22 protein-coding genes are annotated in these 21,295 nt (G+C 73.2%); 11 read left to right on the top strand and 11 right to left on the bottom strand.

All coding sequences use genetic code 11. The features are described from left to right. Positions 1–9: 9 nt before the first annotated feature. The 5 genes from ACH4T9_RS22160 to ACH4T9_RS22140 all read right to left on the bottom strand — a co-directional run bounded on the left by ACH4T9_RS22160 (position 10) and on the right by ACH4T9_RS22140 (position 2,303). A complete protein-coding gene (locus tag ACH4T9_RS22160) occupies positions 10–282 on the bottom strand; it encodes a hypothetical protein (RefSeq protein ID WP_396671618.1) in 273 nt (90 codons plus the stop codon). A gap of 21 nt (positions 283–303) precedes the next feature. Beyond that, complete coding sequence (locus tag ACH4T9_RS22155) at positions 304–678, bottom strand: hypothetical protein (protein ID WP_396671617.1); 375 nt, start codon at positions 676–678, stop codon at positions 304–306. A gap of 45 nt (positions 679–723) precedes the next feature. Then, positions 724–984 carry a hypothetical protein gene (locus ACH4T9_RS22150; RefSeq protein WP_396671616.1) on the bottom strand — a complete coding sequence of 87 codons (261 nt, stop codon included), beginning with the start codon at positions 982–984 and terminating at the stop codon, positions 724–726. Positions 985–1,106: 122 nt separating this feature from the next. Beyond that, positions 1,107–1,580, bottom strand: coding sequence for a large conductance mechanosensitive channel protein MscL (mscL, locus tag ACH4T9_RS22145; RefSeq protein WP_396671615.1), 474 nt, complete (start codon positions 1,578–1,580; stop codon positions 1,107–1,109). A 39-nt stretch (positions 1,581–1,619) separates the two neighbouring features. Then, positions 1,620–2,303 carry a FadR/GntR family transcriptional regulator gene (locus ACH4T9_RS22140; RefSeq protein WP_396671614.1) on the bottom strand — a complete coding sequence of 228 codons (684 nt, stop codon included), beginning with the start codon at positions 2,301–2,303 and terminating at the stop codon, positions 1,620–1,622. A 50-nt stretch (positions 2,304–2,353) separates the two neighbouring features. Here ACH4T9_RS22140 and ACH4T9_RS22135 point away from each other — a divergent pair, with 50 nt between their 5' ends. Next, positions 2,354–3,658 carry an MFS transporter gene (locus ACH4T9_RS22135; RefSeq protein WP_396671613.1) on the top strand — a complete coding sequence of 435 codons (1,305 nt, stop codon included), beginning with the start codon at positions 2,354–2,356 and terminating at the stop codon, positions 3,656–3,658. A 9-nt stretch (positions 3,659–3,667) separates the two neighbouring features. On the opposite strand, the gene ACH4T9_RS22130 is transcribed toward ACH4T9_RS22135, so the two are convergent. Continuing rightward, a complete protein-coding gene (locus ACH4T9_RS22130) occupies positions 3,668–4,024 on the bottom strand; it encodes an STAS domain-containing protein (protein WP_350883523.1) in 357 nt (118 codons plus the stop codon). Positions 4,025–4,183: 159 nt separating this feature from the next. On the opposite strand from ACH4T9_RS22130, the gene ACH4T9_RS22125 reads away from it, so the two are divergent. The 6 genes from ACH4T9_RS22125 to ACH4T9_RS22100 are packed head-to-tail and all read left to right on the top strand — an operon-like array spanning position 4,184 to position 9,773. Continuing rightward, a complete protein-coding gene (locus ACH4T9_RS22125; RefSeq protein ID WP_396671612.1) occupies positions 4,184–5,044 on the top strand; it encodes an STAS domain-containing protein in 861 nt (286 codons plus the stop codon). After that, positions 5,044–5,457 (top strand): STAS domain-containing protein, encoded by a 414-nt coding sequence (locus ACH4T9_RS22120; protein ID WP_396671611.1) that lies wholly within the window; start codon positions 5,044–5,046, stop codon positions 5,455–5,457. The genes ACH4T9_RS22125 and ACH4T9_RS22120 overlap by 1 nt, the downstream gene beginning before the upstream one ends. Continuing rightward, entirely contained in the window at positions 5,454–5,873 is a 420-nt protein-coding gene (locus ACH4T9_RS22115; RefSeq protein WP_396671610.1) for an ATP-binding protein, read from the top strand. The genes ACH4T9_RS22120 and ACH4T9_RS22115 overlap by 4 nt, the downstream gene beginning before the upstream one ends. Then, on the top strand, positions 5,870–6,886 hold the full coding sequence (locus tag ACH4T9_RS22110) for a SpoIIE family protein phosphatase (protein WP_396671609.1): 1,017 nt from the start codon (positions 5,870–5,872) through the stop codon (positions 6,884–6,886). The genes ACH4T9_RS22115 and ACH4T9_RS22110 overlap by 4 nt, the downstream gene beginning before the upstream one ends. Positions 6,887–6,906: 20 nt before the next feature. Further along, on the top strand, positions 6,907–8,229 hold the full coding sequence (locus ACH4T9_RS22105) for a sensor histidine kinase (RefSeq protein WP_396672047.1): 1,323 nt from the start codon (positions 6,907–6,909) through the stop codon (positions 8,227–8,229). After that, entirely contained in the window at positions 8,226–9,773 is a 1,548-nt protein-coding gene (locus tag ACH4T9_RS22100; RefSeq protein WP_396671608.1) for a SpoIIE family protein phosphatase, read from the top strand. Before ACH4T9_RS22105 ends, ACH4T9_RS22100 begins: the two co-directional genes overlap by 4 nt. Positions 9,774–9,787: 14 nt before the next feature. Here the strand turns inward: ACH4T9_RS22100 and ACH4T9_RS22095 are convergent, their stop codons facing one another. Then, positions 9,788–10,597, bottom strand: a complete 810-nt coding sequence (locus ACH4T9_RS22095; protein ID WP_396671607.1) for a DUF6597 domain-containing transcriptional factor — start codon at positions 10,595–10,597, stop codon at positions 9,788–9,790. A gap of 31 nt (positions 10,598–10,628) precedes the next feature. On the opposite strand from ACH4T9_RS22095, the gene ACH4T9_RS22090 reads away from it, so the two are divergent. Next, complete coding sequence (locus ACH4T9_RS22090; protein WP_396671606.1) at positions 10,629–11,195, top strand: TIGR03086 family metal-binding protein; 567 nt, start codon at positions 10,629–10,631, stop codon at positions 11,193–11,195. Positions 11,196–11,320: 125 nt separating this feature from the next. Beyond that, positions 11,321–12,268, top strand: coding sequence for a threonine/serine dehydratase (locus ACH4T9_RS22085; RefSeq protein ID WP_396671605.1), 948 nt, complete (start codon positions 11,321–11,323; stop codon positions 12,266–12,268). 57 nt (positions 12,269–12,325) lie between these two features. On the opposite strand, the gene ACH4T9_RS22080 is transcribed toward ACH4T9_RS22085, so the two are convergent. Further along, positions 12,326–14,419, bottom strand: coding sequence for a S9 family peptidase (locus ACH4T9_RS22080; RefSeq protein ID WP_396671604.1), 2,094 nt, complete (start codon positions 14,417–14,419; stop codon positions 12,326–12,328). Positions 14,420–14,574: 155 nt separating this feature from the next. On the opposite strand from ACH4T9_RS22080, the gene ACH4T9_RS22075 reads away from it, so the two are divergent. Beyond that, the gene (locus ACH4T9_RS22075; protein WP_396671603.1) at positions 14,575–15,933 is read left to right on the top strand and encodes an FAD-binding oxidoreductase; all 1,359 of its coding nucleotides are present in this window, start codon (positions 14,575–14,577) and stop codon (positions 15,931–15,933) included. A 26-nt stretch (positions 15,934–15,959) separates the two neighbouring features. Here ACH4T9_RS22075 and ACH4T9_RS22070 read toward each other — a convergent pair whose 3' ends face one another. From ACH4T9_RS22070 to ACH4T9_RS22060, 3 genes are all read right to left on the bottom strand, one after another. Then, entirely contained in the window at positions 15,960–16,391 is a 432-nt protein-coding gene (locus tag ACH4T9_RS22070) for a hypothetical protein (protein ID WP_396671602.1), read from the bottom strand. A 137-nt stretch (positions 16,392–16,528) separates the two neighbouring features. Next, positions 16,529–16,684 carry a hypothetical protein gene (locus ACH4T9_RS22065; protein ID WP_396671601.1) on the bottom strand — a complete coding sequence of 52 codons (156 nt, stop codon included), beginning with the start codon at positions 16,682–16,684 and terminating at the stop codon, positions 16,529–16,531. Positions 16,685–17,566: 882 nt separating this feature from the next. Continuing rightward, a complete protein-coding gene (locus tag ACH4T9_RS22060; protein ID WP_396671600.1) occupies positions 17,567–19,657 on the bottom strand; it encodes a SpoIIE family protein phosphatase in 2,091 nt (696 codons plus the stop codon). Between the two features lie 264 nt (positions 19,658–19,921). Here ACH4T9_RS22060 and ACH4T9_RS22055 point away from each other — a divergent pair. Further along, positions 19,922–21,295, top strand: a 1,374-nt coding sequence (locus ACH4T9_RS22055; protein WP_396686854.1) for a HAMP domain-containing protein, incomplete at its 3' end; no start/stop codon positions are given.

Here is a 21,295-nt window from a genome sequence, read left to right as displayed (position 1 = left end):
CGGTGGGGATCAGTCCGCCTCGGCGGACACGCCGACCTCCATGATCCGTAGCCGGACCCCTGACACGTTCTCCTCGACCATGCGGCGCAGCGCGCGGGCGTGGTCGAGGGTGTCGAGGGCGATCAGCACGTGGGCGGTCTCCCGGTCGGCGTCGTCCAGCCCCCACCAGCCGCGCACGAACCCGGGGCTGCGCCGCACCACGTCCGCCATGTGCGCGAACCGGGCCCGTTGCTCGTCCGCGTCGACCGCCTCGGCCTGCTGCTCCCCGATCAGGATGTACATCGGTCCACCATAGGGGCTGGCCTATTCCTCCGCGGGGAGGCTCGTGGCGGGGACGTCGAGGCGTACCCGGCCGTCGGCGACGCCGGCGATCTGGTCGGCCAGCACGTAGACGGCGCCGGTCGGGGCGAGGTCGGTGGAGACCTTCAGGTAGCCGGTGCGCAGCAGGCGGGCGGCCAGGTCGGCCGGCACGTCCGGCTCCTCGACCGCCGCCGACTCGATCAACTCGTCCAGGCTGCCGCCGGGGTCCGCGGCGGACGCCTGGACGGTCACCGCGTTCGGGTCGCCCCGCTGGACGAGGTCCACGGTGCCGACCTGCGCCCCGGTCACGTCGACCACCGGCATCCCGGTGGTGACGCGGGAGATGGTCGCCTGCTGATCGGTGCCCTGCTGCTCCATCCTGGCGCGGTTCCCGGGCCGCCCGCCGGCTAAACACCGCCCCGGTCAGGGGCGTGCGTCCGGCGTCGGCTGCCACGCGTCCGGCGGGCGGGGCGACAGCTCGCGCCAGCCGTCGGCCCCGGCGAGCAGCGCGCGGACGGTCTCCTCCGCCTCCTCGACGCTCGGGTACTCGTAGAACTGGGAGACGCCCTCGGCGCCGCCGGCCCGCTGCTCGACGTGCCACCGGTCGCCGTTCACCCGGAGGAAGACGTCCCGCCGCGCCAGCCGCCCCCACTTGCCGTTCCACCAGTGCTTCCGCTGCTCCATGACCGGACCCTATCGAACACGTGTACGAAACAGGTCGGCCCCCACGGGATTCCCGTGGGGGCCGATGTACTGCCGGGTGGGCCGGCGCGGGGGCCGTGGCTCGGCGGCGGTGTCCCGGGGGCTCAGCGCGGGGCCGGGGGCTCCGGGCGGCGTCCGAGGACGTCGTCCAAGGCGCCCCGCTGCTGGCCCGGGGTGGCGTGGCCGGCGGCGACCAGCGCGTCCCGGATCTCGGTGAGCAGCTTGACCTCCTCGCTGGGGGCCGCCGGCGGCGGCTCCTCGCCGCGCTTGCGCCGCTCGGCGAGCCTGTTCATCGGGTAGACGACCAGGAAGTACAGCGCCGCCGCGGTGAGCGCGAAGGTGATCGCCGCGTTGACGAACGCCACCCAGTCGAACGGGATGCCCCGGAAGTTGGGGGTCGATCCCTCAAGTCCCTTCGGGTTGCCGGTGATCAGCACGATCAGGACCCTGACCAGTGGTTCCAGGAACGACTTGGTGAGCTGGGTGACCACGCCCGTGAACGCGGCGCCGATGACGACGCCGACCGCGAGGTCGACGACGTTTCCGCGCATGATGAAGTCTTTGAAGCCCTTGAGCATCCGTACTCCCGTGGTGTCCGGTTTACCGTCCGGGGCAACCTATGCCCCCGGGGAGGGCTCCAGAAAAGCACCGGCCTCGCGGGCCGCCGCACCGGGGTCGCCGTCGCGGATCGCGTCCACCAGCCGGGCGTGGTCCACGTACCGCTCGGGCTCCAGCGCGTCGCCCATCGCCTGGGTGATCGTGCTACGCAGCGCCGTGCCGACCGAGGCGTACAGCTCGGCGAGCATGGCGTTGTGCGCGGCGGCCACCACTGCCGTGTGCAGCGCCGCGTCAGCCTCGACGAACTCGCCGACCCGGCCCGCGTGCCAGGCGGCCTCCCGGGCGGCGAGCGCGCCGTCGAGGGCGGCCAGGTCCTCCGGGGTACGCCGCAGCGCGGCGAGCCGGGCGGCCTCCACCTCGAAGGCGCGGCGCACCTCGACCACCTCGGTCATCCGGTCGTCGGTGAGCCGGCGGGCCACCACCGGGGCCAGCTCGTCGGTCGACACCACGTACGTGCCGGAGCCCTGGCGGCACTCCAGCACCCCGCCGTGCACCAGGGCGCGGACCGCCTCGCGGACTGTGTTGCGCCCCACCCCGAGCGCGGCGACGAGCTGTGGTTCGGTCGGGATGCGCCCGCCCACCGGCCACTCCCCGCCGAGGATGCGGGACCGGAGCTGCTCGATCGTCTGCCGGACCCGGTGGCCCCGGGGCGGCACGGGCACGGAATTCACCGGCGGTGTCACTGGTTACATCACCCGTCCGAAATTCATCCCATGATTGTAGGTTGAAGGCCATGACCCCGCCACCGACCGCCACCGAGGACCCCGTCACCGTGCCCGACCGGCCCAGCCCGACCGCCGACGTGCCCCCGGCCACCGACGCCGCCACGGCCCCGGTCCCGAAGCAGCGGCCGGCAACCGGCGGGCTGCTGGTGCTGGTCGGAATGCTGCTGGTCGCGCTCAACCTGCGCGCCGCCGTGACCAGCCTCGGCGCCCTGCTCGACGAGGTCCGCACCGGCCTCGGGCTCTCCGGGGCGATGGCCGGGTTCGTCACCACCCTGCCGACCATCGCGTTCGCCGGGCTCGGCGCGCTGACCCCGTGGCTGGTCCGCCGGTTCGCCCCGGCCCGGGTGCTGGTGGTCGCCATGGCGTCCCTGGCCGTCGGGCAGGTGCTGCGGGTGGTCACCGACTCGGCGCTGGTCTTCGTGGCCACCAGCGCGCTCGCGCTGGCCGGCATCGCGGTGGCGAACATCCTGCTGCCCATGCTGGTCAAGCAGCACTTCCCGCACCGCACCGGGCTGGTCACCGGGGCGTACACGATGGCGCTGACGGTGGGCACGACGGTGGCCGCCGCGTCGGCCGTGCCGGTCGCGCACGCCTTCGGCTCCTGGCGGGCCGGGCTCGGCGTCTGGGCCGCGCTGGCCGCGGTGGCCGTAATCCCGTGGGTGCCCCTGGCGCTGCGGGCCCGCGCCGCACGCCGGGCCGGGACCCCGACGGTGGCCGCCGCCGCGCCGGCCCGGGTCCGGCCGGCGCGGACCCGGCTCGGCTGGGCGATGGCGGTCTACTTCGGGGCGCAGTCGCTGAGCGGGTACGCGATCATGGGCTGGCTGGCCCAGCTCTTCCGGGACGCCGACTTCGCGCCGGAGACGGCCGGGCTGCTGCTGGCCGGGGTGACCGCGCTCGGCGTGCCGGTCGCGCTGCTGATGCCGGCGCTGGCCGGCCGGCTGCGGACGCTGCGCCCGTTGGTGCTCGGGCTGACCGCGTTCTCCACGGCGGCCTACCTGGGGCTGGCGCTCGCGCCGCACGACGCCGCGCTGCTCTGGGTCGCCCTGCTCGCCCTCGGTCAGGGCGCGTTCCCGCTGATCCTGACCACCATCGGGCTGCGCGCCCGCACGGCCGAGGGGACGGTGGCGCTGTCCGCCTTCGCGCAGAGCACCGGGTACGTGATCGCCGCGCTCGGCCCGCTGCTGGTCGGCATCCTCTACGAGGCGACCGGCGGGTGGACCGCGCCGATCGGGTTCCTGCTCGCCGCCCTGGCCGTGCAGACCGTCGCGGGCCTGGCGATCGCTCGTCCCCGGTTCATCGAGGACGAGCGCTGAGAGGGCGGGTCAGGAGGAGGCCGGCGTCGGGTCGCCCGCGACGGCCTGCTCGACCGTCGGGTAGGTGTGCAGCACCTCGACCAGCCCGCTGACCTCCAGGATGCGCAGCACGCCGCGCTGCGGGGCGGCCAGCCGGACCACGCCGCCGGCCTCGTCGCAGCCGTTCTTGGCGCGCACGAACACGGACAGCCCGGTCGAGTCGCAGAACGAGACGTCGGCCAGGTCGAAGACGAGGCGGCTGCGACCCTTGTCCAGCAGATCCGTGATCTGGTCCTGGAGCTGCGGTGCCGTCGCCATGTCCAGCTCGCCCGCGACCGATACGACGACGACGTCGCCGCGCTGTTCCGTGTGTACCGTCAAGGACATTCGGACCTCCTGTGATCGGTGGAACGGTATCCCACGTTCGGGGTTCGCCGCTGAACGGAAGCGGCAGCCGTGTCCACGATCATTTCTTTGCCTTGTGGCAATTAGTTGCTGGGTACCCGGTGGTAGAGTCCGGCCGGTCCAGGTCAGAGGGAGGATGCCGTGGCATTGAACGCGGAAGAAAGCGGTCGGCTGACCGGTCTGCTGAGCGAGCATGCCGAGCGGGTCACACAGCGCTGGACGGAGATCGCCACCGCTTCGCTGCGCGGCCGACTCAGCCAGGCCGAGCTGCGCCGCCAGGTGCAGGAGCTGCATCGTGCCATCATGGAAGCGGCACGGGACGGTGCCTTCGATCTTGAGTCCGAGTCGGCCGGTGAGCTGCGCGCCGTGCTCGCCGAGCTGTCCAGGGGCCGGGCCCGGCAGGGGTTCACCGCCACCGAGACGGCGGTCAGCGTGTACGCCCTCAAGGACGTCCTGCTGGAGCTGATGGAGGCCGGCGAGGGCACCGCCACCCTGCGCGACTACGTGGCCTTCTCCTCGCTGGTCGACCAGATGGGGCTGTTCACCTTCGAGAGCTTCGTCCGCACCCGGGAGGGCCTGATCGCGGACCAGGCCGAGCAGCTCCTCGAACTCTCCACCCCGGTCGTCAAGATCTGGGAGGGCGTGGTGGCCGTGCCGCTGGTCGGCACGCTCGACTCGGCCCGGGCCCAGGTGGTGATGGAGCGGCTGCTCCAGACCCTGATCGACACCAGCTCGCCGTACGCGATCATCGACATCACCGGCGTGCCGGCGGTGGACACCCAGGTCGCCCAGCACATCCTCAAGACGGTGGTGGCCGCCCGGCTGATGGGCGCCGACTGCATCATCTCCGGCATCCGCCCGCAGATCGCCCAGACCATCGTGGCGCTCGGCATCGAGTTCGGCGACATCGCCACCAAGGCCAGCCTGGCCGACGCGCTGCGCCACGTGCTGCGGCTGAGCGGGGCGGCGAACGCCCGCCGGCATCCGCGACGGGAGTTCTGATGGAGCGGGTTCCGGTCCTGAAGATCGGCGACATCCTGCTCGTGTCGATCCAGGTCGACATGTCCGACCAGACGGCGGTCCAGCTCCAGGAGGACCTGGCCGAGCGGATCGTCGCCACCGGCTGCCACGGCGTGATCATCGACATCACGGCGCTGGACATCGTCGACTCGTTCGTCGGCCGGATGCTGTCCGCCATCGCCTCCATCTCCAAGGTGCTCGACGCCGAGACGGTGGTGGTCGGGATGCGTCCCGCCGTCGCCATCACCCTGGTCGAGCTGGGCCTGTCGCTGAACGGCATCCGTACCGCCCTGAACGTCGAGCGCGGCATGGAGCTGATCGCGGCGGCCGGGCACGACGACTACGACTTCGCCGTCGACGACGAGCCGGACGACGAGACGACGGCCACGAAATGACCGCCGGCATCGACCTGGGCCACCCGCAGGCGCAGGCGATCCAGAGCGACGAGGACGTGGTGCGGGTCCGCCAACTGGTACGGACGGTGGCGGTGGCGGCCCGGCTCTCCCTGGTCGACCAGACGAAGCTGGTCACGGCGGCCAGCGAACTGGCGCGCAACACCCTGGTCTACGGCGGGGGCGGCGAGGCCGAGGTGACCACGGTGGACAACGGCCTGCGGCGTGGCATACGAATCGTCTTCGCCGACGACGGCCCCGGCATCGTCGACCTGGGCCTCGCCCTCACCGACGGCTACACCACCGGTGGGGGCCTCGGCCTCGGCCTGAGCGGCGCCCGCCGACTGGTCGACGAGTTCGACATCGTCACCGGGCCGGGTCAGGGGACCCGGATCACGATCACCAAGTGGTCCCGATGATCGCCGAAGACCTGTCCGACCACGGCCTGTGGTTCCGGGTGGAGAGCGGCAGCACGGCCAGTGCGGTCCGGCGGGCCGCCGAGCGGTTGGGCCGGCAGCTCGAGATCGGTGAGGCCCGCACGGCCGACCTGGCGATCGTCGCCGCCGAGCTGACCAGCAACCTGGTCAAGCACGCCGAGGACGGGGTGCTGCTGCTGCGCCCGGTGCGTCGGGGCGGGCAGGCCGGCGTCGAACTGGTCGCGATCGACTCCGGGCCCGGCATGGCCGACCTGACCGTGTCCTCCCGGGACGGGCACTCCACCGCAGGGACCCTCGGCATCGGTCTCGGCGCCATCACACGTCAGACCGACTGGTTCGACGCCTACTCCCGGCCCGGCAGGGGCACCGTGCTGGCCGTGCAGGTCTGGCCGCGGGGGCCCCTCCCGGAGCTGTCCTGGGTCGGCGCGCTCACCCGGCCGATCACCGGCGAGTCGGTCAGCGGCGACGGGTACGCCCTCCGGATCGCCGAGGGGCGGCACCAGGTGCTGACCTGCGACGGTCTCGGCCACGGGCCGCTGGCGGCGGCGGCCACCGACGCGGCGCTGGCCGCGTTCCGGGCCGCCCCGGCCGGGTCGCCGGCGACGGTGGTGCAGCACCTGCACCGGGCCATGTCGCACACCCGGGGCGCGGCGCTGGCCGTCGCCGAACTGGACTCGGACGCCGGCCTGCTGCGGTTCGCCGGGCTTGGCAACATCTCCGCCTCCGTGGTGGCCGAGGGTGAACGGCGGCGAGGGCTGGTCTCCCTGCCCGGGATCGCCGGCCATCAGCGACCCGTCGTCCGCGAGTACGACTATCCCTTCCCGGCCGGAGCGTCGCTGGTGATGCACAGTGATGGGGTGGTGGACCGCTGGCAGCTCGACGACTATCCCGGGCTGCTCCGCAGCGGTCCGCTCGTGATGGCCGCGACGCTGCTGCGAGACGCGGGGCTGCGCCGGGACGATGCCTGCGTTCTGGTCGCCCGGGCGGCGCCGTGACCGGGTCGCCGCTGCTCCAGATGGCGCTGCGGGTCGAACACGACATCTTCGTGGTTCGGCAGCGCGGCCGGGAGGTGGCCGCGGCGGTCGGCCTGGAGCACCAGGACCAGATCCGGCTTGCCACCGCCCTCAGCGAGGTGGCCCGGGACCTGCTGCACGCCGCCGGCGGTGCGGACGTCACCTTCACCGTCGACCTCGACGGGCAGGGCCCACCGCGGGTGCGGGTGGACCTGGCCCCGGTGCGCCCGCTGCCCGACGGCCGGTACGAGCCGCACTCCGGCGCGGTGGCGCGACTGGTGGACATGTTGGGCGTGGTGGACCGGGAGGGCGATACGGTCGTGAGGATGTCCCGACGTGTCCCCGCAAGCGCACAGGCGCTGACCCCGGAGCGGATCGCCGAGCTGCGTGCCGAGCTCGGCAGCAGCGCTCCCGGCAGCGCCCTGGACGAGCTCGCCTCCCAGAACGAGCAGCTCATCGCCGCCCTGGACGAGGTGCGCAGCCAGCGTGACGAGCTGGCCGTGCTCAACGAGGAGCTCCAGGAGACCAACCAGGGTGTGATGGCCCTGTACAACCAGCTCACCGAGGAGCTGGAGGAGACCAACCGGGGCGTGGTCGCGCTCTACGCCGAGCTGGACGAGAAGTCCGCCCAGCTCCGTTCGGCCAGCGAGTCGAAGAGCCGGTTCCTGGCCAACGTCAGCCACGAGCTGCGCGCCCCGGTGACCGCGGTCATCGGGCTGAGCAGGCTGCTGGCCGACTCCGCGTCCGACCCGCTGACCGAGGAACAGGCCCAGCAGGTCGGGCTGATCCGCTCCTCGTCCACCGACCTGCTCGGCCTGGTCAACGAGCTGCTCGACCTGGCCAAGGCCGAGTCCGGGCGGTTGGAGCCGAACTGGGCCGAGGTGGACCTGCGGGCGGTCTTCGGCCAGTTGCGCGGCACCCTGCGCGCGCTGTCCAAGACGGATGTCGAGCTGGTGGTGGAGGACCCGCCCCCGCCGGGGACGCTCCGCTCCGACGAGGTGCTGCTCGCCCAGGTACTACGCAACCTGCTGCACAACGGGCTGAAGTTCACCGAGCAGGGCGAGGTCCGGCTGCGGGCGGAGGTTCGCGACGAGCGGTGGTGGCTGTCGGTCGCCGACACCGGCGCCGGCATCGCCCCGGAGCTGCACGATCGGATCTTCGAGGAGTTCTACCAGGTGCCGGGGAGCCCGCGGATCGGCGGCACCGGCCTCGGCCTGCCGTACGCCCGCCGGGTGGTGCGCCTGCTCGGCGGCACCCTGGAACTGACCAGCGAGCCGGGCCGGGGCAGCACCTTCACGGTCACCCTGCCGATCGGCGGAGGGTGACCGCGGCGGGCGGTCCGGCGACCGTACTGGTGGTCGACGACAGCCGCACGAAGCGGTACCTGCTGGTGAGCTGGCTCAGCCGGGCCGGCTTCGCGACGCTGGAGGCGGAGACCGGCGGGGAGGCGCTGGCCCGGATCGGGGTGGACCAGATCGACCTGGTCGTGCTCGACGTCCGGCTGCCCGACCTGACCGGGTTCGAGGTCTGCGAACGGATCAAGAAAGCCCAACCGGCGATGCCGGTGATCCACGTGTCAGCGCACGCCGTCGACGTGGCGGACCGGACCCAGGGCCTGACCCGGGGCGCGGACGCCTACCTGGCCGAGCCGATCGAGCCGGAGGAGCTGGTCGCCACCACCCACGCGGTGCTGCGCTACTACCGGGCCCGGCAGCGCGCCGAGCTGCTCGCCGAGCGGCTCACCGGGCTGGCCGAGACGACCGTGGCGGTGCACGCCGCGCCGAACTTCCCCCGGCTGCTGACGTCGGCGGCGGCCGGCGCCGCCCGGATCTTCAAGGGACCGGCGGCGGTGGTGGCGGAGACCTTCGACGGTGACTGCATCGCCGGGGTCTGCGCCGGCCCGGGGGACGAACCCCGGATCGTGCCGTGGGTCGTCGACGACTCCGGGGTGCCGACCGGCTCCACGGTGTGGGTGGACGACCCCGGCAACTGGGGTCTGGTCGGCTGGCCCGACGGAGACCGGGTGACCGTGGCCGCGGCGAAGCTGCGCGAGGACCGGGCACCGCTCTACGTGGTGGTGCCGACGCACACCCAGACCGCCGGGACGCCGGTGCTGGTGCAGGTCGCCCAGGCCGTCGCGGCGGCGGTGGAGGCGCAGCGCTCCTTCGACGAGGAGCACCGCATCGCCGTCACCCTGCAACGCAGCCTGCTGCCCCGCCGGATCCCGGAGATCGTCGGGCTCGACCTCGCCGTCCGGTACGAGCCGGCCAGCGCGCAGACCGAGGTGGGCGGCGACTTCTACGAGTTGGTGATGCTCGACGGCCACCTGCTGATGGCGATCGGCGACGTCGCCGGGCACTCCCTGCACGCCGCGACGGTGATGGCGGAGCTTCGACACGCGGTGCGCGCGTACGCCGTCGAGGGGCACCAGCCGGGCGCGATCCTGCACCGGGTCAACGAGCTGATGCTGACGCTGCTGCGCAACGAGCTGGCCACCATCTGCCTGCTGCTGCTGGAGCCGAACTCCGGCCGCGTCCGGCTGGCCAGCGCCGGTCACCTGCCGGCGCTGATCAGCCTGGACGGCACGGTGGAGTATGTCCAGCACTCGGCCCCGCTGCTCGGCGTCCGCGCGGCCCGCCCCGAAGACCTTGAGTTCGTGCTGCCGGCCGGGGCGACGCTGGTGCTCTACACCGACGGGCTGATCGAGCGGCGGGACACCGACATTGACGAGGGCCTGGCGGCCCTGGCCCGCTGCGCCGAGGTGGTGGACGCCGACCTGGACGCGTTCTGCCGGCGGCTGCTGGTCGAGCTGGCCCCCACCGAGATCAACGACGACGTCGCCGTGGTCGCCCTCCGCCGCCGCCGGTGAGGAAGTCCCCTTCCCTACCGGGCTGACGCCGGCCGGTTGAGCGACCGGGCGTACGCGGTCGGAGAGATCCCCGTGGCGGCGGTGAACTCGCGGACCAGGTGGGCCTGGTCGGCGTAGCCGAGGCCGGCGGCGAGGGCCGCCCAGTCCACCGGCCCACCGGCGGCCTGCTCGACCGCCTCCTGGACCCGGTACCGCCGGATCACCCACTTCGGGCCGACGCCCACCTGGTCGAGGAAGAGCCGTTGCAGTCGCCGGGTGGTGGTGCCGTGCCGCCGGGCCAGGTCGTCGACCCGCAGCACGCCCCGGTCGACGCGGATCTCCTCGGCCAGCGCCAGCGCCTCCGCCGCCGACGGGTCGGGTTGGGGCCCCCAGGCGAGCAGAAGGTCGTCCAGGGCGGTGCAGCGCTCGTCGTCCGTACCGGCGCAGGGCCGCCGGCCCGCGACGAGGCCGGCGGCGAGCGGGCGGCGCTCGCCGGTCAGCTCCGCGACCGGCCGCCGCCAGAACGGCCGGAAGCCGCCCGGGCGGAACTGCACCCCGCTGACCCCGCCGGTGCCGGTCAGGGTGATCCGGAACAGCTCCCGCCCGACGCCGGTCACCTCGGCGGTCTCCCGACCGTCGCCGCCGCGCTGGAACACCAGGTTGACCGCCGGGTGCGGGAGCACCCGCTGCTCGAACGGCTCGTCCAGCTCCCAGTCGATCAGCCAGTAGTGCTCGACGTACGGGCGCAGCACGGCGGCGGGCAGCCGGCGGCGGAAGCGGACGTCGCGCAGCAGCCGGCCCGGGTCGAGGATGCCCCGGCTGTCCCCGCGCGGCTGGTGTCGCATTTCTTCAAGACCACCCTCATACGCTGCTCCTATGGCCACGAAGACTAGTGAACTGCTGTCCGGAGCCGCGCCGCGCGCCGTCGCGGTGGCCCGGGCGATCCGTGACGACCAGCTCGACCTGCCGACCCCGTGCGCGGACTACTCCGTCCGGGACCTCATGAACCACCTGTACCAGGTGGTGGTCAACTTCCAGGAGTTGGCCGCCAAACGGCCGGCGAACTGGGACAAGACTGACTACCTGACCGACGGCTGGCAGGACCGGTTCGCCGCCGAGACCGAGCGGTTGATCGAGGCGTGGGCGGACCCGGCCGCGCTGGAGGGCGTCTCGCCCGGGATGGGGCTGCCCCCGGAGACCGTCGGGGAGATGGGGCTGATCGACCTCACCGTGCACGCCTGGGACCTGGCCCGGGCCACCGGCCAGCCGTTCGACGCCGCGCCGGACGTGACCGCCGTCCTGCACGCGTTCATGGACCGGATGGGCGACACGGGCCAGCGGATGGGTGCCTTCGCCGCCCCGGCCGCCGCCCCGCCGGACGCCGCCCCGCTCGACCGCGCCCTGGCCCGCATGGGCCGCCACCCCGCCTGGTCCCCGCGCTGACCCGGCCGCCCCGGCCGCCTGCCCTCGAGATCGCGCAAATTCAGAGAATCAGTGGCCTCAGCGACGGGGGATGCCACTCTTTCCGTGAATGAGCGCGATCGTGGCGGCGGCGGCAGGATGGCGGGATGGACCTTGTGACGCTTGACGACATTCGGGGCGCCGCCGCCGACATCGCCCCGACTGTGCTCCGCACGCCGTTGCTGCGCGCACCCTGGGACGACGCGCTGTGGCTGAAGCCGGAGAGCCTGCAACCGGTCGGCTCGTTCAAGCTGCGCGGGGCCACCCACGCGGTCGCCCGGCTCGACCCGGCCGGGCGGAGCCGGGGCGTGGTCACCCACTCGTCCGGCAACCACGGGCAGGCCCTCGCGTACGCGGCGCGGGTGGCCGGCGTCCCGTGCACGGTGGTGGTGCCGGAGGGCGCCCCGGAGGTGAAGATCGCCCGGATGCGGGCGTTCGGGGCGACGGTGCTGCTCGTCCCGCCCGCGCAGCGGCTGGCCGAGGCGCAGCGGATCGCCGCCGAGGCCGGGGCGGTGCTGGTGCCGCCCTTCGACGACCGGCGGATCATCGCCGGGCAGGGCACCGTCGGCACGGAGATCGTCGACGACCTGCCCGACGTGGACGTGGTGCTGGTGCCGGTCGGCGGGGGCGGCCTCGCCTCCGGGGTCGCCACGGCGCTGCGGGCGCTGCGCCCGTCGACCGCCGTGATCGGCGTCGAGCCGGAACTCGCCGCCGACGCCCGGGAGTCGCTCGCCGCCGGGCGGGTGGTGCCCTGGGACGTCGACCTGACCTACCGCACCTGCGCGGACGGGCTGCGCACCAACCTTTCCGAGCTGACCCTGGCCCACCTGCGGGACCGCCTCGACGGCATCGTCACGGTGACCGAGGAGGAGATCCGGGCGGCGGCGGGACGGCTGATCAACGAGGCCCGGCTGGTGGCCGAGCCGAGCGGCGCGGTGGCGACGGCCGCCCGGCTGTTCCGCGCCGGCGAGCTGCCGGTGGGTCGTACCGTCGCGGTGGTGACCGGCGGCAACGTCGATCCGACCCTGCTCGCCGACCTGGTCACCGCCTCCTGACGGCGCGCCCCGCCGGCCTCCGCCGGGTGGCGGAGGCCGGGTGGGAGGGCTTTCCCCCTACGTCACCTTCAGCCGGTCGAGGACCCAGGCGTTGATGAACGCCTCCTCGCGCCAGGAGTCGTACCGGCCGCTGGGGCCGCCGTGGCCGGCGCCCATCTCGGTCTTGAGCAGGTAGTCGCCCCGGGGCGCGACCGCCCGCAGCCGGGCGATCCACTTCGCCGGCTCGTGGTACAGCACCCGGGTGTCGTTGAGGCTGGTCACCGCGAGGATGGCCGGGTAGTCCACCGCCGCCACGTTCTCGTACGGGGTGTACGACTTCATGTACGCGTACACCTCCGGGTCGTCGAGGGGGTTACCCCACTCCTCCCACTCGGTGACGGTCAGCGGCAGCGACGGGTCGAGGATCGAGGTGAGCGCGTCCACGAAGGGCACCTGCGCGACGATGCCGGTGAACGCGTCCGGGGCGAGGTTGGCCACCGCGCCCATCAGCAGGCCGCCGGCCGAGGCGCCCCGGGCCACCAGCCGGTCCGGCGACGTCCAGCCCGAGTCGGCCAGGTGCCGGGCGCAGGCGACGAAGTCGGTGAAGGTGTTCTTCTTGGCCAGCATCTTGCCCTCGTCGTACCAGCGGCGGCCCAGTTCGCCGCCACCCCGGATGTGGGCGACCGCGAAGATGACGCCCCGGTCCAGCAGGGAGAGCCGGGGGATGGAGAACCACGGGTCCATGCTCGCCTCGTACGAGCCGTACCCGTAGATCACGCAGGCGGCGGAGCCGTCGCGCGGGGTGCCGGCCCGGCAGACCAGCGAGATCGGCACCCTGGTGCCGTCGTCGGCGAGCGCCCAGTCCCGGTGCTGCTCGTAGTCGGCGGGGTCGTACTCCCGGCCGTCCGGGCCGGGCCGGACCGGCTTGCGCCGGCGCAGCGTCAGCTCCCGGGTCACCAGGTCGTAGTCGTACACGGAGTCGGGGCTGACCAGCGAGGCGTAGCGCAGCCGGACCTGCCGGGTGCGGTACTCCGGGTTGCTGTCCAGCCCGACGCTGTAGATCGGCTCCGGGAAGTCGATGTCGTGGCCGTCGCCGCCGCCGACCGGCAGCACCCGCAGCCCGGTCAGCCCGTTGCTGCGCAGCGAGACGACCAGGTGGTCGGCGAAGGCGTCGACCGCCTCCAGCCGGGTGCCGGGGGTGTGCGGGATCAGCGGCACCCAGTCGCCCGGCGCGTCCGCCGAGGTGAACGCCAGCGCGAAGTCCTCGGCGTCGTGGTTGTGCAGGATCAGGAAGCGGTGCCCGTGGTGCTCGACGCTGTACTCGACGCCCTGCCGGCGGGGGGCGACGAGGGCCGGCTCGCCGGTGGGGTTGCCGGCCGGGATGACCCGCACCTCGCTGGTGATCTTGCTGTGGCTGTCGATCAGGATGAACTTCTCCGACCGGGTCAGCTCGACGCCGACCCAGAAGCGCTCGTCGTCCTCCTGGTGGACCACGACGTCCTCGGCGGCCCGGGTGCCGATCAGGTGCCGCCAGACCCGGTTGGGCCGCCAGGCGTCGTCCACGGTGACGTAGAACAGCACCGAGGCGTCCGCTGACCAGGCGGCGCCGTAGGAGGTGTCGGGCACCTCGTCGGGCAGCACCTCGCCGGTGCTGAGGTCCTTCACCCGCAGGGTGAACCGCTCGTCGCCGGAGAAGTCCGTCGAGTACGCCAGCCACCGGCCGTCGGGGCTGACGTCGAACGCGCCGAGCGAGAAGAAGTCGTGCCCCTCGGCCAGCAGGTTGCCGTCGAGCAGCACCTCCTCGCCGTCGAGCGGGGCGCCGTCGGCGCTCACCGGCGGCTCGGTCTCGCCGGGGTGGACGGCCCGGCGGCAGTGCACGCCGTACTGCTGGCCCTCGACCGTGCGGGTGTAGTACCAGTGGCCGCCCTTGCGGGTCGGCACCGACAGGTCGGTCTCCTGGGTGCGACGCCGGGTCTCCTCGAACAGGGTGCCGCGCAACTCCTCCAGGTGCGCGGTGCGCGCCTCGGTGTACGCGTTCTCCGCCCTCAGGTGGGCGGTCATCTCCGGGTCGTCCTTGGCGGCCAGCCAGGCGTACTCGTCGACGACCGTGTCGCCGTGGTGGATGCGCTCGGTGGGAACCTGCTTGGCGACGGGCGGGATCTCGGTGGTCACGCCGGTCAGGTTACCGGCCGGCCGGGTTGCCGTCGGGGCGCTGCGGCGGCCCGGCGAGGTGTTCTCCCTGCGACCAGGTCCTCGGCGGGGGTCGGCGGCCCGACGTCGCGCGCGGCACCCGGACGGATCGTTCGAACACCTGTACGATAACCGGCATGGCGGCAGCAGCGCGGTCGACCGACCGGTCCGGGGCAATGGGCATCACTCGTCGACTCACCGAGATCTGCGGTCCCTCCTTCGCCCGCTTCGCCGGGGCGGCCGACGAGGTCGCCGGGCGGCCGGCCCGGTGGGTGGCGGTGCCCGGTCATCCGTCCGCCGCGGCCGAGGTGCTCCGGCTGGCCGCCGCCCACGACCTGACGGTGGTGCCCCGGGGCGCCGGCACGAAGATCGACTGGGGTGTCGCCCCGGAGCAGGTCGACATCATGCTCGACACCGGCCGGCTGGCCGGCATCGGCCACCAGCCGGCGGGCGTCCGGGTGGCCGAGATCGGCGCGGGCACCCCGCTGCGCGCGGCCCAGGCGGTCCTGGAACGCACCGCGCAGCGCCTCGCCCTCGACGCGCCCTCGCCCGGTGCGACGGTCGGCGGGGTGCTGGCCGCCGACGAGTCCGGCCCGCTGCGGCACCGCCACGGCGGCCCCTGCGACCAGCTGGTCGGGGTGCGCTACCTGGCCGCCGACGGCGAGCTGACCAGCGCGGGCGGCGGCACGCCCGGTCTGGAGCTGGCCCGGCTGCTGTGCGGCTCGCAGGGCGGCCTCGGGGTGCTGGTCTCGGCCACCCTTCGGGTGCAGCCGGTGCCGGCCAGTCAGGTCTGGGTCAGCCGCCCGGTGGGGAGCCCGCTGGAGCTGCCCGATCTGGTCCGGGCGGTGCTCGCCGCCCGGCTCGACCCGGCGGCCGTCGAGCTGGACCTGCCGGCCCGGGCGAACCGGGCGCGCCCGGCGCCGCACCCCGACGACCCGGCGGCGGCTGCCCGCGCCCGGCACCCCTCGATGTTCCGCCGGGCGGCGCTGCCGGCCGGGGCGGGCACCCTGACGGTGCTGCTGGAGGGCGGCCCCGCCGACGTCTCCGAACGGGTGGACAGCCTGCTCGCCCTGCTGGGCGACGAGGCAACCGTCGACCACTCGGCGCCGACGTGGTGGCGGAGCTATCCGTTCGGCCCCGGCGAGACCGCGCTGCGCATAGAGGTGCCGACCACCGACCTCCACGCGGCCGTCTACGCGCTGCGCGACGCGGCCGGCGGCCCGGTCCCGATCCGAGGCTCCGCCGGGCAGGGCGTGGTGCACGCGGCCCTGCCCGGCTCCCTGCCCGCCGAGCGGGTGGCGTCAATCGTCACCGGGGTGCGCCGGGTGCTGCTCGCCCGGCGTGGCCGGTGCGTCGTGGTGGCGGCACCGCCACCGGTGCGCCAGGCGGTCGACCTCTGGGGCGAGCTGGCCTCACTGCCCAGGCTGCGGGCGGCGAAGGAATACCTCGACCCGCACCAGCGCCTGGCCCCCGGCCGCCTCCCCGGCGGCCTGTGACAGCCGCACCGGCCATGTGGAGGCGCTCAGTCCAGCCACCACCGGTGCATGTCGCTGACGGCGGGGAGGAGACGTAGCAGGGGTAGGGCAACCGCGCTGACGATCCCTGCCAACAACAGGGCCCTGGCCGGGCGGGACAGTTGATGCCAGGTCCGGGCGAGCATGGGCAACGAGACCATGGCCAGCGCTGGGCTGACCAGGAAGCCGGCCAGGTAGAGCAGCGCGACCAAGGCGTAAAGCCAGGTGAACGGGTTCACGCCGGACGGGCCGAAGGGGATTAGATCCTTCGGGTCGTAGTGGCCGGTGAGCATGTCAGCGGGACCTGCCCCTGTTGCGGCTATCCGTCCGAGGTAGAGGACGGTCACCAGCAGGAAGGTGCCCGCGAAGGCCAGGTGGATCGTGGTCAGCAGCCGGACCGATGACGGGGTTCGCGCGCCGGGGGCCGCCGTCGTCGACATGGGGGGAACCTAGCACCGGTAGAGGAGGTGTGCTGTCCCTCCTGCGCGTCGGCACGACTGCCAGGAGGGACGCTCGGTGGTCAGCTGCTGGCGCGGCGAGGCCCGGGGCCCGGCCGTGGCCGGGCCCCGAGAGGTCCTCAGTCGACCAGTAGCGCCACCAGGGGGTTGAGCGTCGCCAGGACGGCTGCCACGGCACCGAGGACCGTCGCCGCCGTCCTCAGATAGGCCAAGACGACCCGGTGGGCGTCCCGCTTCCTGTTGTCCGGCTCCTCGTTGATTGTTACGGTCGGCAAAGGCTCCTCCTACCTGCGATGACACGTCTAGTTGGCCGGAGTCGCAGCAAACGCCCGGTGGCAGCCGGGCGTTTGCTTTACCCATGAAGGTGGAGTCCCTCGGGTTTGCTTCTCTGACCTTGCCGCCGTCAATTGCAACCGTTCGCCGCGAGTTGGTCAAGTCGGCCGGCGGGTTGGGCGCGTCGCTCGGCGGTTGGGATTGGAAGAGGCCTTTCGCGTTCGTCGTTCATGCGGTATTCGTGCACGCGCACCGCATGCCTATATGCAAATTCAGCCGATGTGCGCCCGCGCCCACGTACGTGCGCGCACGTACGTATATCCGATGGTCATACGCGCGCGTATGGGCGCGTGCGGGCGCGCACGCGCACGCGCGTATAGGCGCACGTTCGGAGGATAGGCGATGTGGTCTCAGATTGCAGGAGGGCCGGGTTGGGGTAAATATGTCCAAATCGGGCAAATGGTCGGAGCGCTGGGCACCCGTTCGACCGCTCCGGGTCAAAGTGTGTTTGTCGTCACAGTCTACGTCCGGCGATGGGGTGCACGACGCGGGCATGTCCAGGCGGCTCTTCCCGCTGGCGCACACCCTAAGGGCGCTAATCGATGGGTAATAAGTTTGGCGATAGTTCTGGAACTCCGGTTTATTTGGCGTGGCTGATCGATGGATTGGTTTCCTCGAAGGGGTTCGGTCATAGCGGTTCATGTTCAAGTTTCGGCGATGGTGGAGCATGTGAGTTCCGAATATGGATTCCGCGTTTCGTCGCCGTTTTCGCCATCGTCGAAGCGCAGCGTTCCTTCGCGGAAATTGTCATGCCGTCGTGCTGGGCCGGCAGCCGCAGGCAACCGGGTCCGACGCTCTCCCTCCCGGGAGGCGCCGCTCTGGGCTCAGAGCCGGTCGTTGCGCAGCACCAGGATGGCGATGTCGTCGCGGGGGGCCTCGACCGAGAACCCGATCGCGGTCGAGCGCAGCCGGGCGGCCACCACGTCGGCCGAGTACCCGGCCAGTGGCGCGGCGGACTCCCGCAGCCGATCGGTGCCGAACAGCTCCCGGCCCCGCCTGCGCTCGGTCACCCCGTCGGTGTAGAAGATCAGCGAGTCACCGGGGGCGAGCGTGACCTGTGCCGTCGGCGAACTGATCGCGTCGAGCAGGCCGAGCGCGGTGCCGGTGGCCCCGACGAAGTCGGCCCCGTCGCCGGCCCGCAGCAGCACCGGCCGGTCGTGTCCGGCCAGGTGCAGGGCCACGTCCAACCGGTCGCCGTCGCCCGGCCCGACCGCCGCCAGCGCCAGCGTGCAGTAGCGCCCGCCACCCCGCTCGACCAGCGTCTCGTTGAGCCGGCCCAGGACCTCCGGCAGCGGCTTGCCGTCACCGACCAGCACCCGGATGACGTCCCGGACCAGCCCGGTGACCGCAGCCGCCTCGACCCCCTTGCCGGACACGTCGCCGACCACCACCAGCCAGCGCCCGCCGGGCAGCGGGAGCACGTCGTAGAAGTCGCCGCCGACCTCCGCGTCGTCCCCGGTCGGCACGTACTCGGCGGCGAAGCCGATGCCCTCGACGACCGGTAGGGCCGGCGGCAGCAGCGACTGTTGCAGGGTCTGCGCCACCCTGCGCCGCTCGGCGTGGATGCGGGCGTTCTCGATGGCCAGCGCGGCCCGCCGGGCCACGTCCTCCAGCACGGCTACCTCGTCCGGGTCGTGCCGGTGGCGCTGGTGCCGGCCGACCGCCAGGGTGCCCAGCCGCTGGCCGCGCGCCACCAGCGGGACGGCGAAGCCCTCCATCGGCCCGCCGAGCGGCACCTGCGACCCGGTCCGGGACGCCTCGCGCAGCCGGGCCTGCACCGAGTCCGTCCCGGTCTCCCGGAGCACCTTGTGCAGCTGCGGCAGCACCGACTCATCGGCGTGGGTGGCCGCCGCGAGCCGCAGCTGCCCCCACTCGTCGGCGGTGTGCACCGCGCACCACTGGCCGAGGCGGGGGACCACGAGCTGCGGGATCAGTGCCATGGTCAGCTCGACGTCCAGGGACTGGGCCAGCAGCTCGCTCGCCTCGGCCAGGAACGTCAGCCAGGCCTGCCGGCGGACGTTGGCCCGGCGCAGCCGGTCGTTCTCCAGGTGCAGCGAGAGCCGCTCGGCGGTCAGCACCGCCAACGGCCGGGCGTACGTCGAGGGGGCGGCGTCCAGCTCCAGCTCCCCGGCGTAGGGCCGGTGCACCGCCAGCGGCACCCGGAGCAGCTCGTTTCCGGCCCGCGGGGCGCGACCGTAGCGGGCCAGCACCTGCGTGCCCTGCCCGTCCCCCCGGTCCAGCCGGACCACGCCGCCGGCCGCGCCGACCATCTCGGCCAGCCGGGTGAGCAGGTCGGTGGCGAACTCGGGCAGCGGGTCCTCGGCGTTCTGGTCGGGGGCGGTCTGCATCAGCTCGCTCATCGCCCCGGCGCTCGGCCCAGGGTGCTCGGTGGCCGGACCGTCGCCGGAGCGGATGGTCGCCAGGCCCCACCCGCCGGCGGGTGGCGGGCCGGGGGCGACCGGCCGCCCGGCGGGGTCGCGCCGGTCGAGCCGGAACCACACCCCCTTGCCCGTGGGCAGGTACGTGGTGCCCCACCGGCTGGCGAAGTGGTCGACCAGCAGCAACCCGCGGCCCCGCTCGGAGACTTCGTTGATCTCGGAGCTGTCGTTGCGGACGCCCACGGTCAGCTCGTCGACCGTCCTGGCGGCGAAGTCGGAGACGGTGACGGTCAGCCCGACGTCGTCGGCGACGACCTCGATGTCCAGTTCCGTGCGGGCGTGCTCGACGGCGTTCGTGGTCAGCTCGGTGGTCAACAGCAGGGCCTCGTTGAGCAGGTCGTCGAGGCTCGCGGCGGCCAGCACGGACCGGACCAGGGCGCGCGCGGCGGCCGGCGTCCGCCGGTCGGCGGGCAGCCGTACCCGACGGACGCGTTCGTCCGGACCGCCTGAGGTCGCCGGTCCCGCCTCCGCTGACACCTTCGTATCCTCCACCGCGGCCCGGCCGTAAGCCAAGCCGACCCGGATGCCGCCACGAGGGGCGTACCCCGCCCGGGGGACCGCCCGGGCGGCGTTGGCTCCGGCGGCCGTCGTCCCGGCCGGCCGCGTTCCCCTGAGCCGTGAGCTGCTTCGACGCGTGGGCGACCCGGCGGGCGGCGCGGCGCGGCATCGACGCTCGGCCGGGCACAATGATGGGATGGCCGGTGTGCCGGCAGGCCCCGGCGGTCCCGAACTGAGCGAGGAATGATGACCACGGCGAAACACTCGGTAGCCGCGGACCCGTCCGCGCCGGACCAGGCCGCCCTGCTCAGCGAGCTGGCGGAGGCGCTGCGCCGGGTGCGCGGCGGTGACCTGAAGGTCCGCCTGCCCCGGCGGGCGGGCGCGGCCGGCGAGGTGGCGGACGCGTTCAACGACGTGGTGGCCCTCCAGGAGCGGCAGCACCTGGACCTGCGCCGGATCAGCCGGATCGTCGGCCGGGACGGCCGGCTCACCGAGCGTCTCGACGAGGAGGGGCTGGAGGGCTTCTGGGCGGAGGGGCAGCGCGCGGTCAACTCGCTGATCGATGACCTCGGCCGCCCGACCACCGAGATCGCCCGGGTGATCGTGGCCGTGGCCGACGGCGACCTTTCCCAGCACATGGCGCTGGAGATCGACGGCCGGCCGCTGCGCGGCGAGTACCTGCGGATCGGCCGCACGGTCAACACGATGGTCGACCAGCTCTCGTCCTTCTCCAACGAGGTGACCCGGGTGGCCCGGGAGGTGGGCACCGAGGGCAAGCTCGGCGGCCAGGCCGACGTGCGCGGGGTGGCCGGCACCTGGAAGGACCTCACCGACTCGGTGAACACCATGGCGTCGAACCTGACCGGCCAGGTGCGGTCGATCTCGCAGGTGGCGACGGCGGTGGCCAAGGGCGACCTGTCGCAGAAGATCACGGTCGGGGCGCGCGGCGAGGTCGCCGAGTTGGCCGACACGATGAACTATCTCACCGACACGCTGCGACTCTTCGCCGAGCAGGTGACCCGGGTGGCCCGGGAGGTGGGCACCGAGGGCAAGCTCGGCGGCCAGGCGGAGGTGCCGAACGTCGCGGGCACCTGGAAGGACCTCACCGACAGCGTCAACTCGATGGCGTCGAACCTGACGGCCCAGGTGCGCAACATCGCCCAGGTGTCCACGGCCGTCGCCCGGGGCGACCTGTCGCAGAAGATCACCGTCGCCGCGCAGGGCGAGATCCTTGAGCTGAAGGACACCGTCAACACGATGGTGGACCAGCTCTCCTCGTTCGCCGACGAGGTGACCCGGGTGGCCCGCGAGGTCGGCATCGAGGGCAAGCTCGGCGGCCAGGCCCAGGTGCGTGGGGTCTCCGGCACCTGGCGGGACCTCACGGAGAACGTCAACCAGCTCGCCGGCAACCTGACCAGCCAGGTCCGCAACATCTCCCAGGTCTCCACGGCCGTCGCCAAGGGCGACCTGAGCCAGAAGATCACCGTGGACGCGCAGGGCGAGATCCTGGAGCTGAAGAACACGGTGAACACGATGGTGGACCAGCTGTCGTCGTTCGCGGACGAGGTGACCCGGGTGGCCCGTGAGGTGGGCACGGAGGGCAAGCTGGGCGGTCAG

The sequence above is a fragment of the Micromonospora sp. NPDC020750 genome (assembly GCF_044334565.1).
In the GTDB taxonomy this organism is placed as follows: Bacteria; Actinomycetota; Actinomycetes; order Mycobacteriales; family Micromonosporaceae; genus Micromonospora.
The sequence above is the reverse complement of the archived record's forward strand: the minus strand, read 5'-3'. Positions and strand labels throughout refer to the sequence as shown.

Coding starts and splice junctions, on each gene's coding strand:
- ACH4T9_RS22160 (WP_396671618.1), bottom strand. CDS start 282: ATGTACATCCTGATCGGGGAGCAGCAGGCCGAGGCGGTCGACGCGGAC.
- ACH4T9_RS22155 (WP_396671617.1), bottom strand. CDS start 678: ATGGAGCAGCAGGGCACCGATCAGCAGGCGACCATCTCCCGCGTCACC.
- ACH4T9_RS22150 (WP_396671616.1), bottom strand. CDS start 984: ATGGAGCAGCGGAAGCACTGGTGGAACGGCAAGTGGGGGCGGCTGGCG.
- mscL (WP_396671615.1), bottom strand. CDS start 1,580: ATGCTCAAGGGCTTCAAAGACTTCATCATGCGCGGAAACGTCGTCGAC.
- ACH4T9_RS22135 (WP_396671613.1), top strand. CDS start 2,354: ATGACCCCGCCACCGACCGCCACCGAGGACCCCGTCACCGTGCCCGAC.
- ACH4T9_RS22130 (WP_350883523.1), bottom strand. CDS start 4,024: ATGTCCTTGACGGTACACACGGAACAGCGCGGCGACGTCGTCGTCGTA.
- ACH4T9_RS22120 (WP_396671611.1), top strand. CDS start 5,044: ATGGAGCGGGTTCCGGTCCTGAAGATCGGCGACATCCTGCTCGTGTCG.
- ACH4T9_RS22115 (WP_396671610.1), top strand. CDS start 5,454: ATGACCGCCGGCATCGACCTGGGCCACCCGCAGGCGCAGGCGATCCAG.
- ACH4T9_RS22110 (WP_396671609.1), top strand. CDS start 5,870: ATGATCGCCGAAGACCTGTCCGACCACGGCCTGTGGTTCCGGGTGGAG.
- ACH4T9_RS22105 (WP_396672047.1), top strand. CDS start 6,907: ATGGCGCTGCGGGTCGAACACGACATCTTCGTGGTTCGGCAGCGCGGC.
- ACH4T9_RS22095 (WP_396671607.1), bottom strand. CDS start 10,597: ATGCGACACCAGCCGCGCGGGGACAGCCGGGGCATCCTCGACCCGGGC.
- ACH4T9_RS22090 (WP_396671606.1), top strand. CDS start 10,629: ATGGCCACGAAGACTAGTGAACTGCTGTCCGGAGCCGCGCCGCGCGCC.
- ACH4T9_RS22085 (WP_396671605.1), top strand. CDS start 11,321: ATGGACCTTGTGACGCTTGACGACATTCGGGGCGCCGCCGCCGACATC.
- ACH4T9_RS22075 (WP_396671603.1), top strand. CDS start 14,575: ATGGCGGCAGCAGCGCGGTCGACCGACCGGTCCGGGGCAATGGGCATC.
- ACH4T9_RS22070 (WP_396671602.1), bottom strand. CDS start 16,391: ATGTCGACGACGGCGGCCCCCGGCGCGCGAACCCCGTCATCGGTCCGG.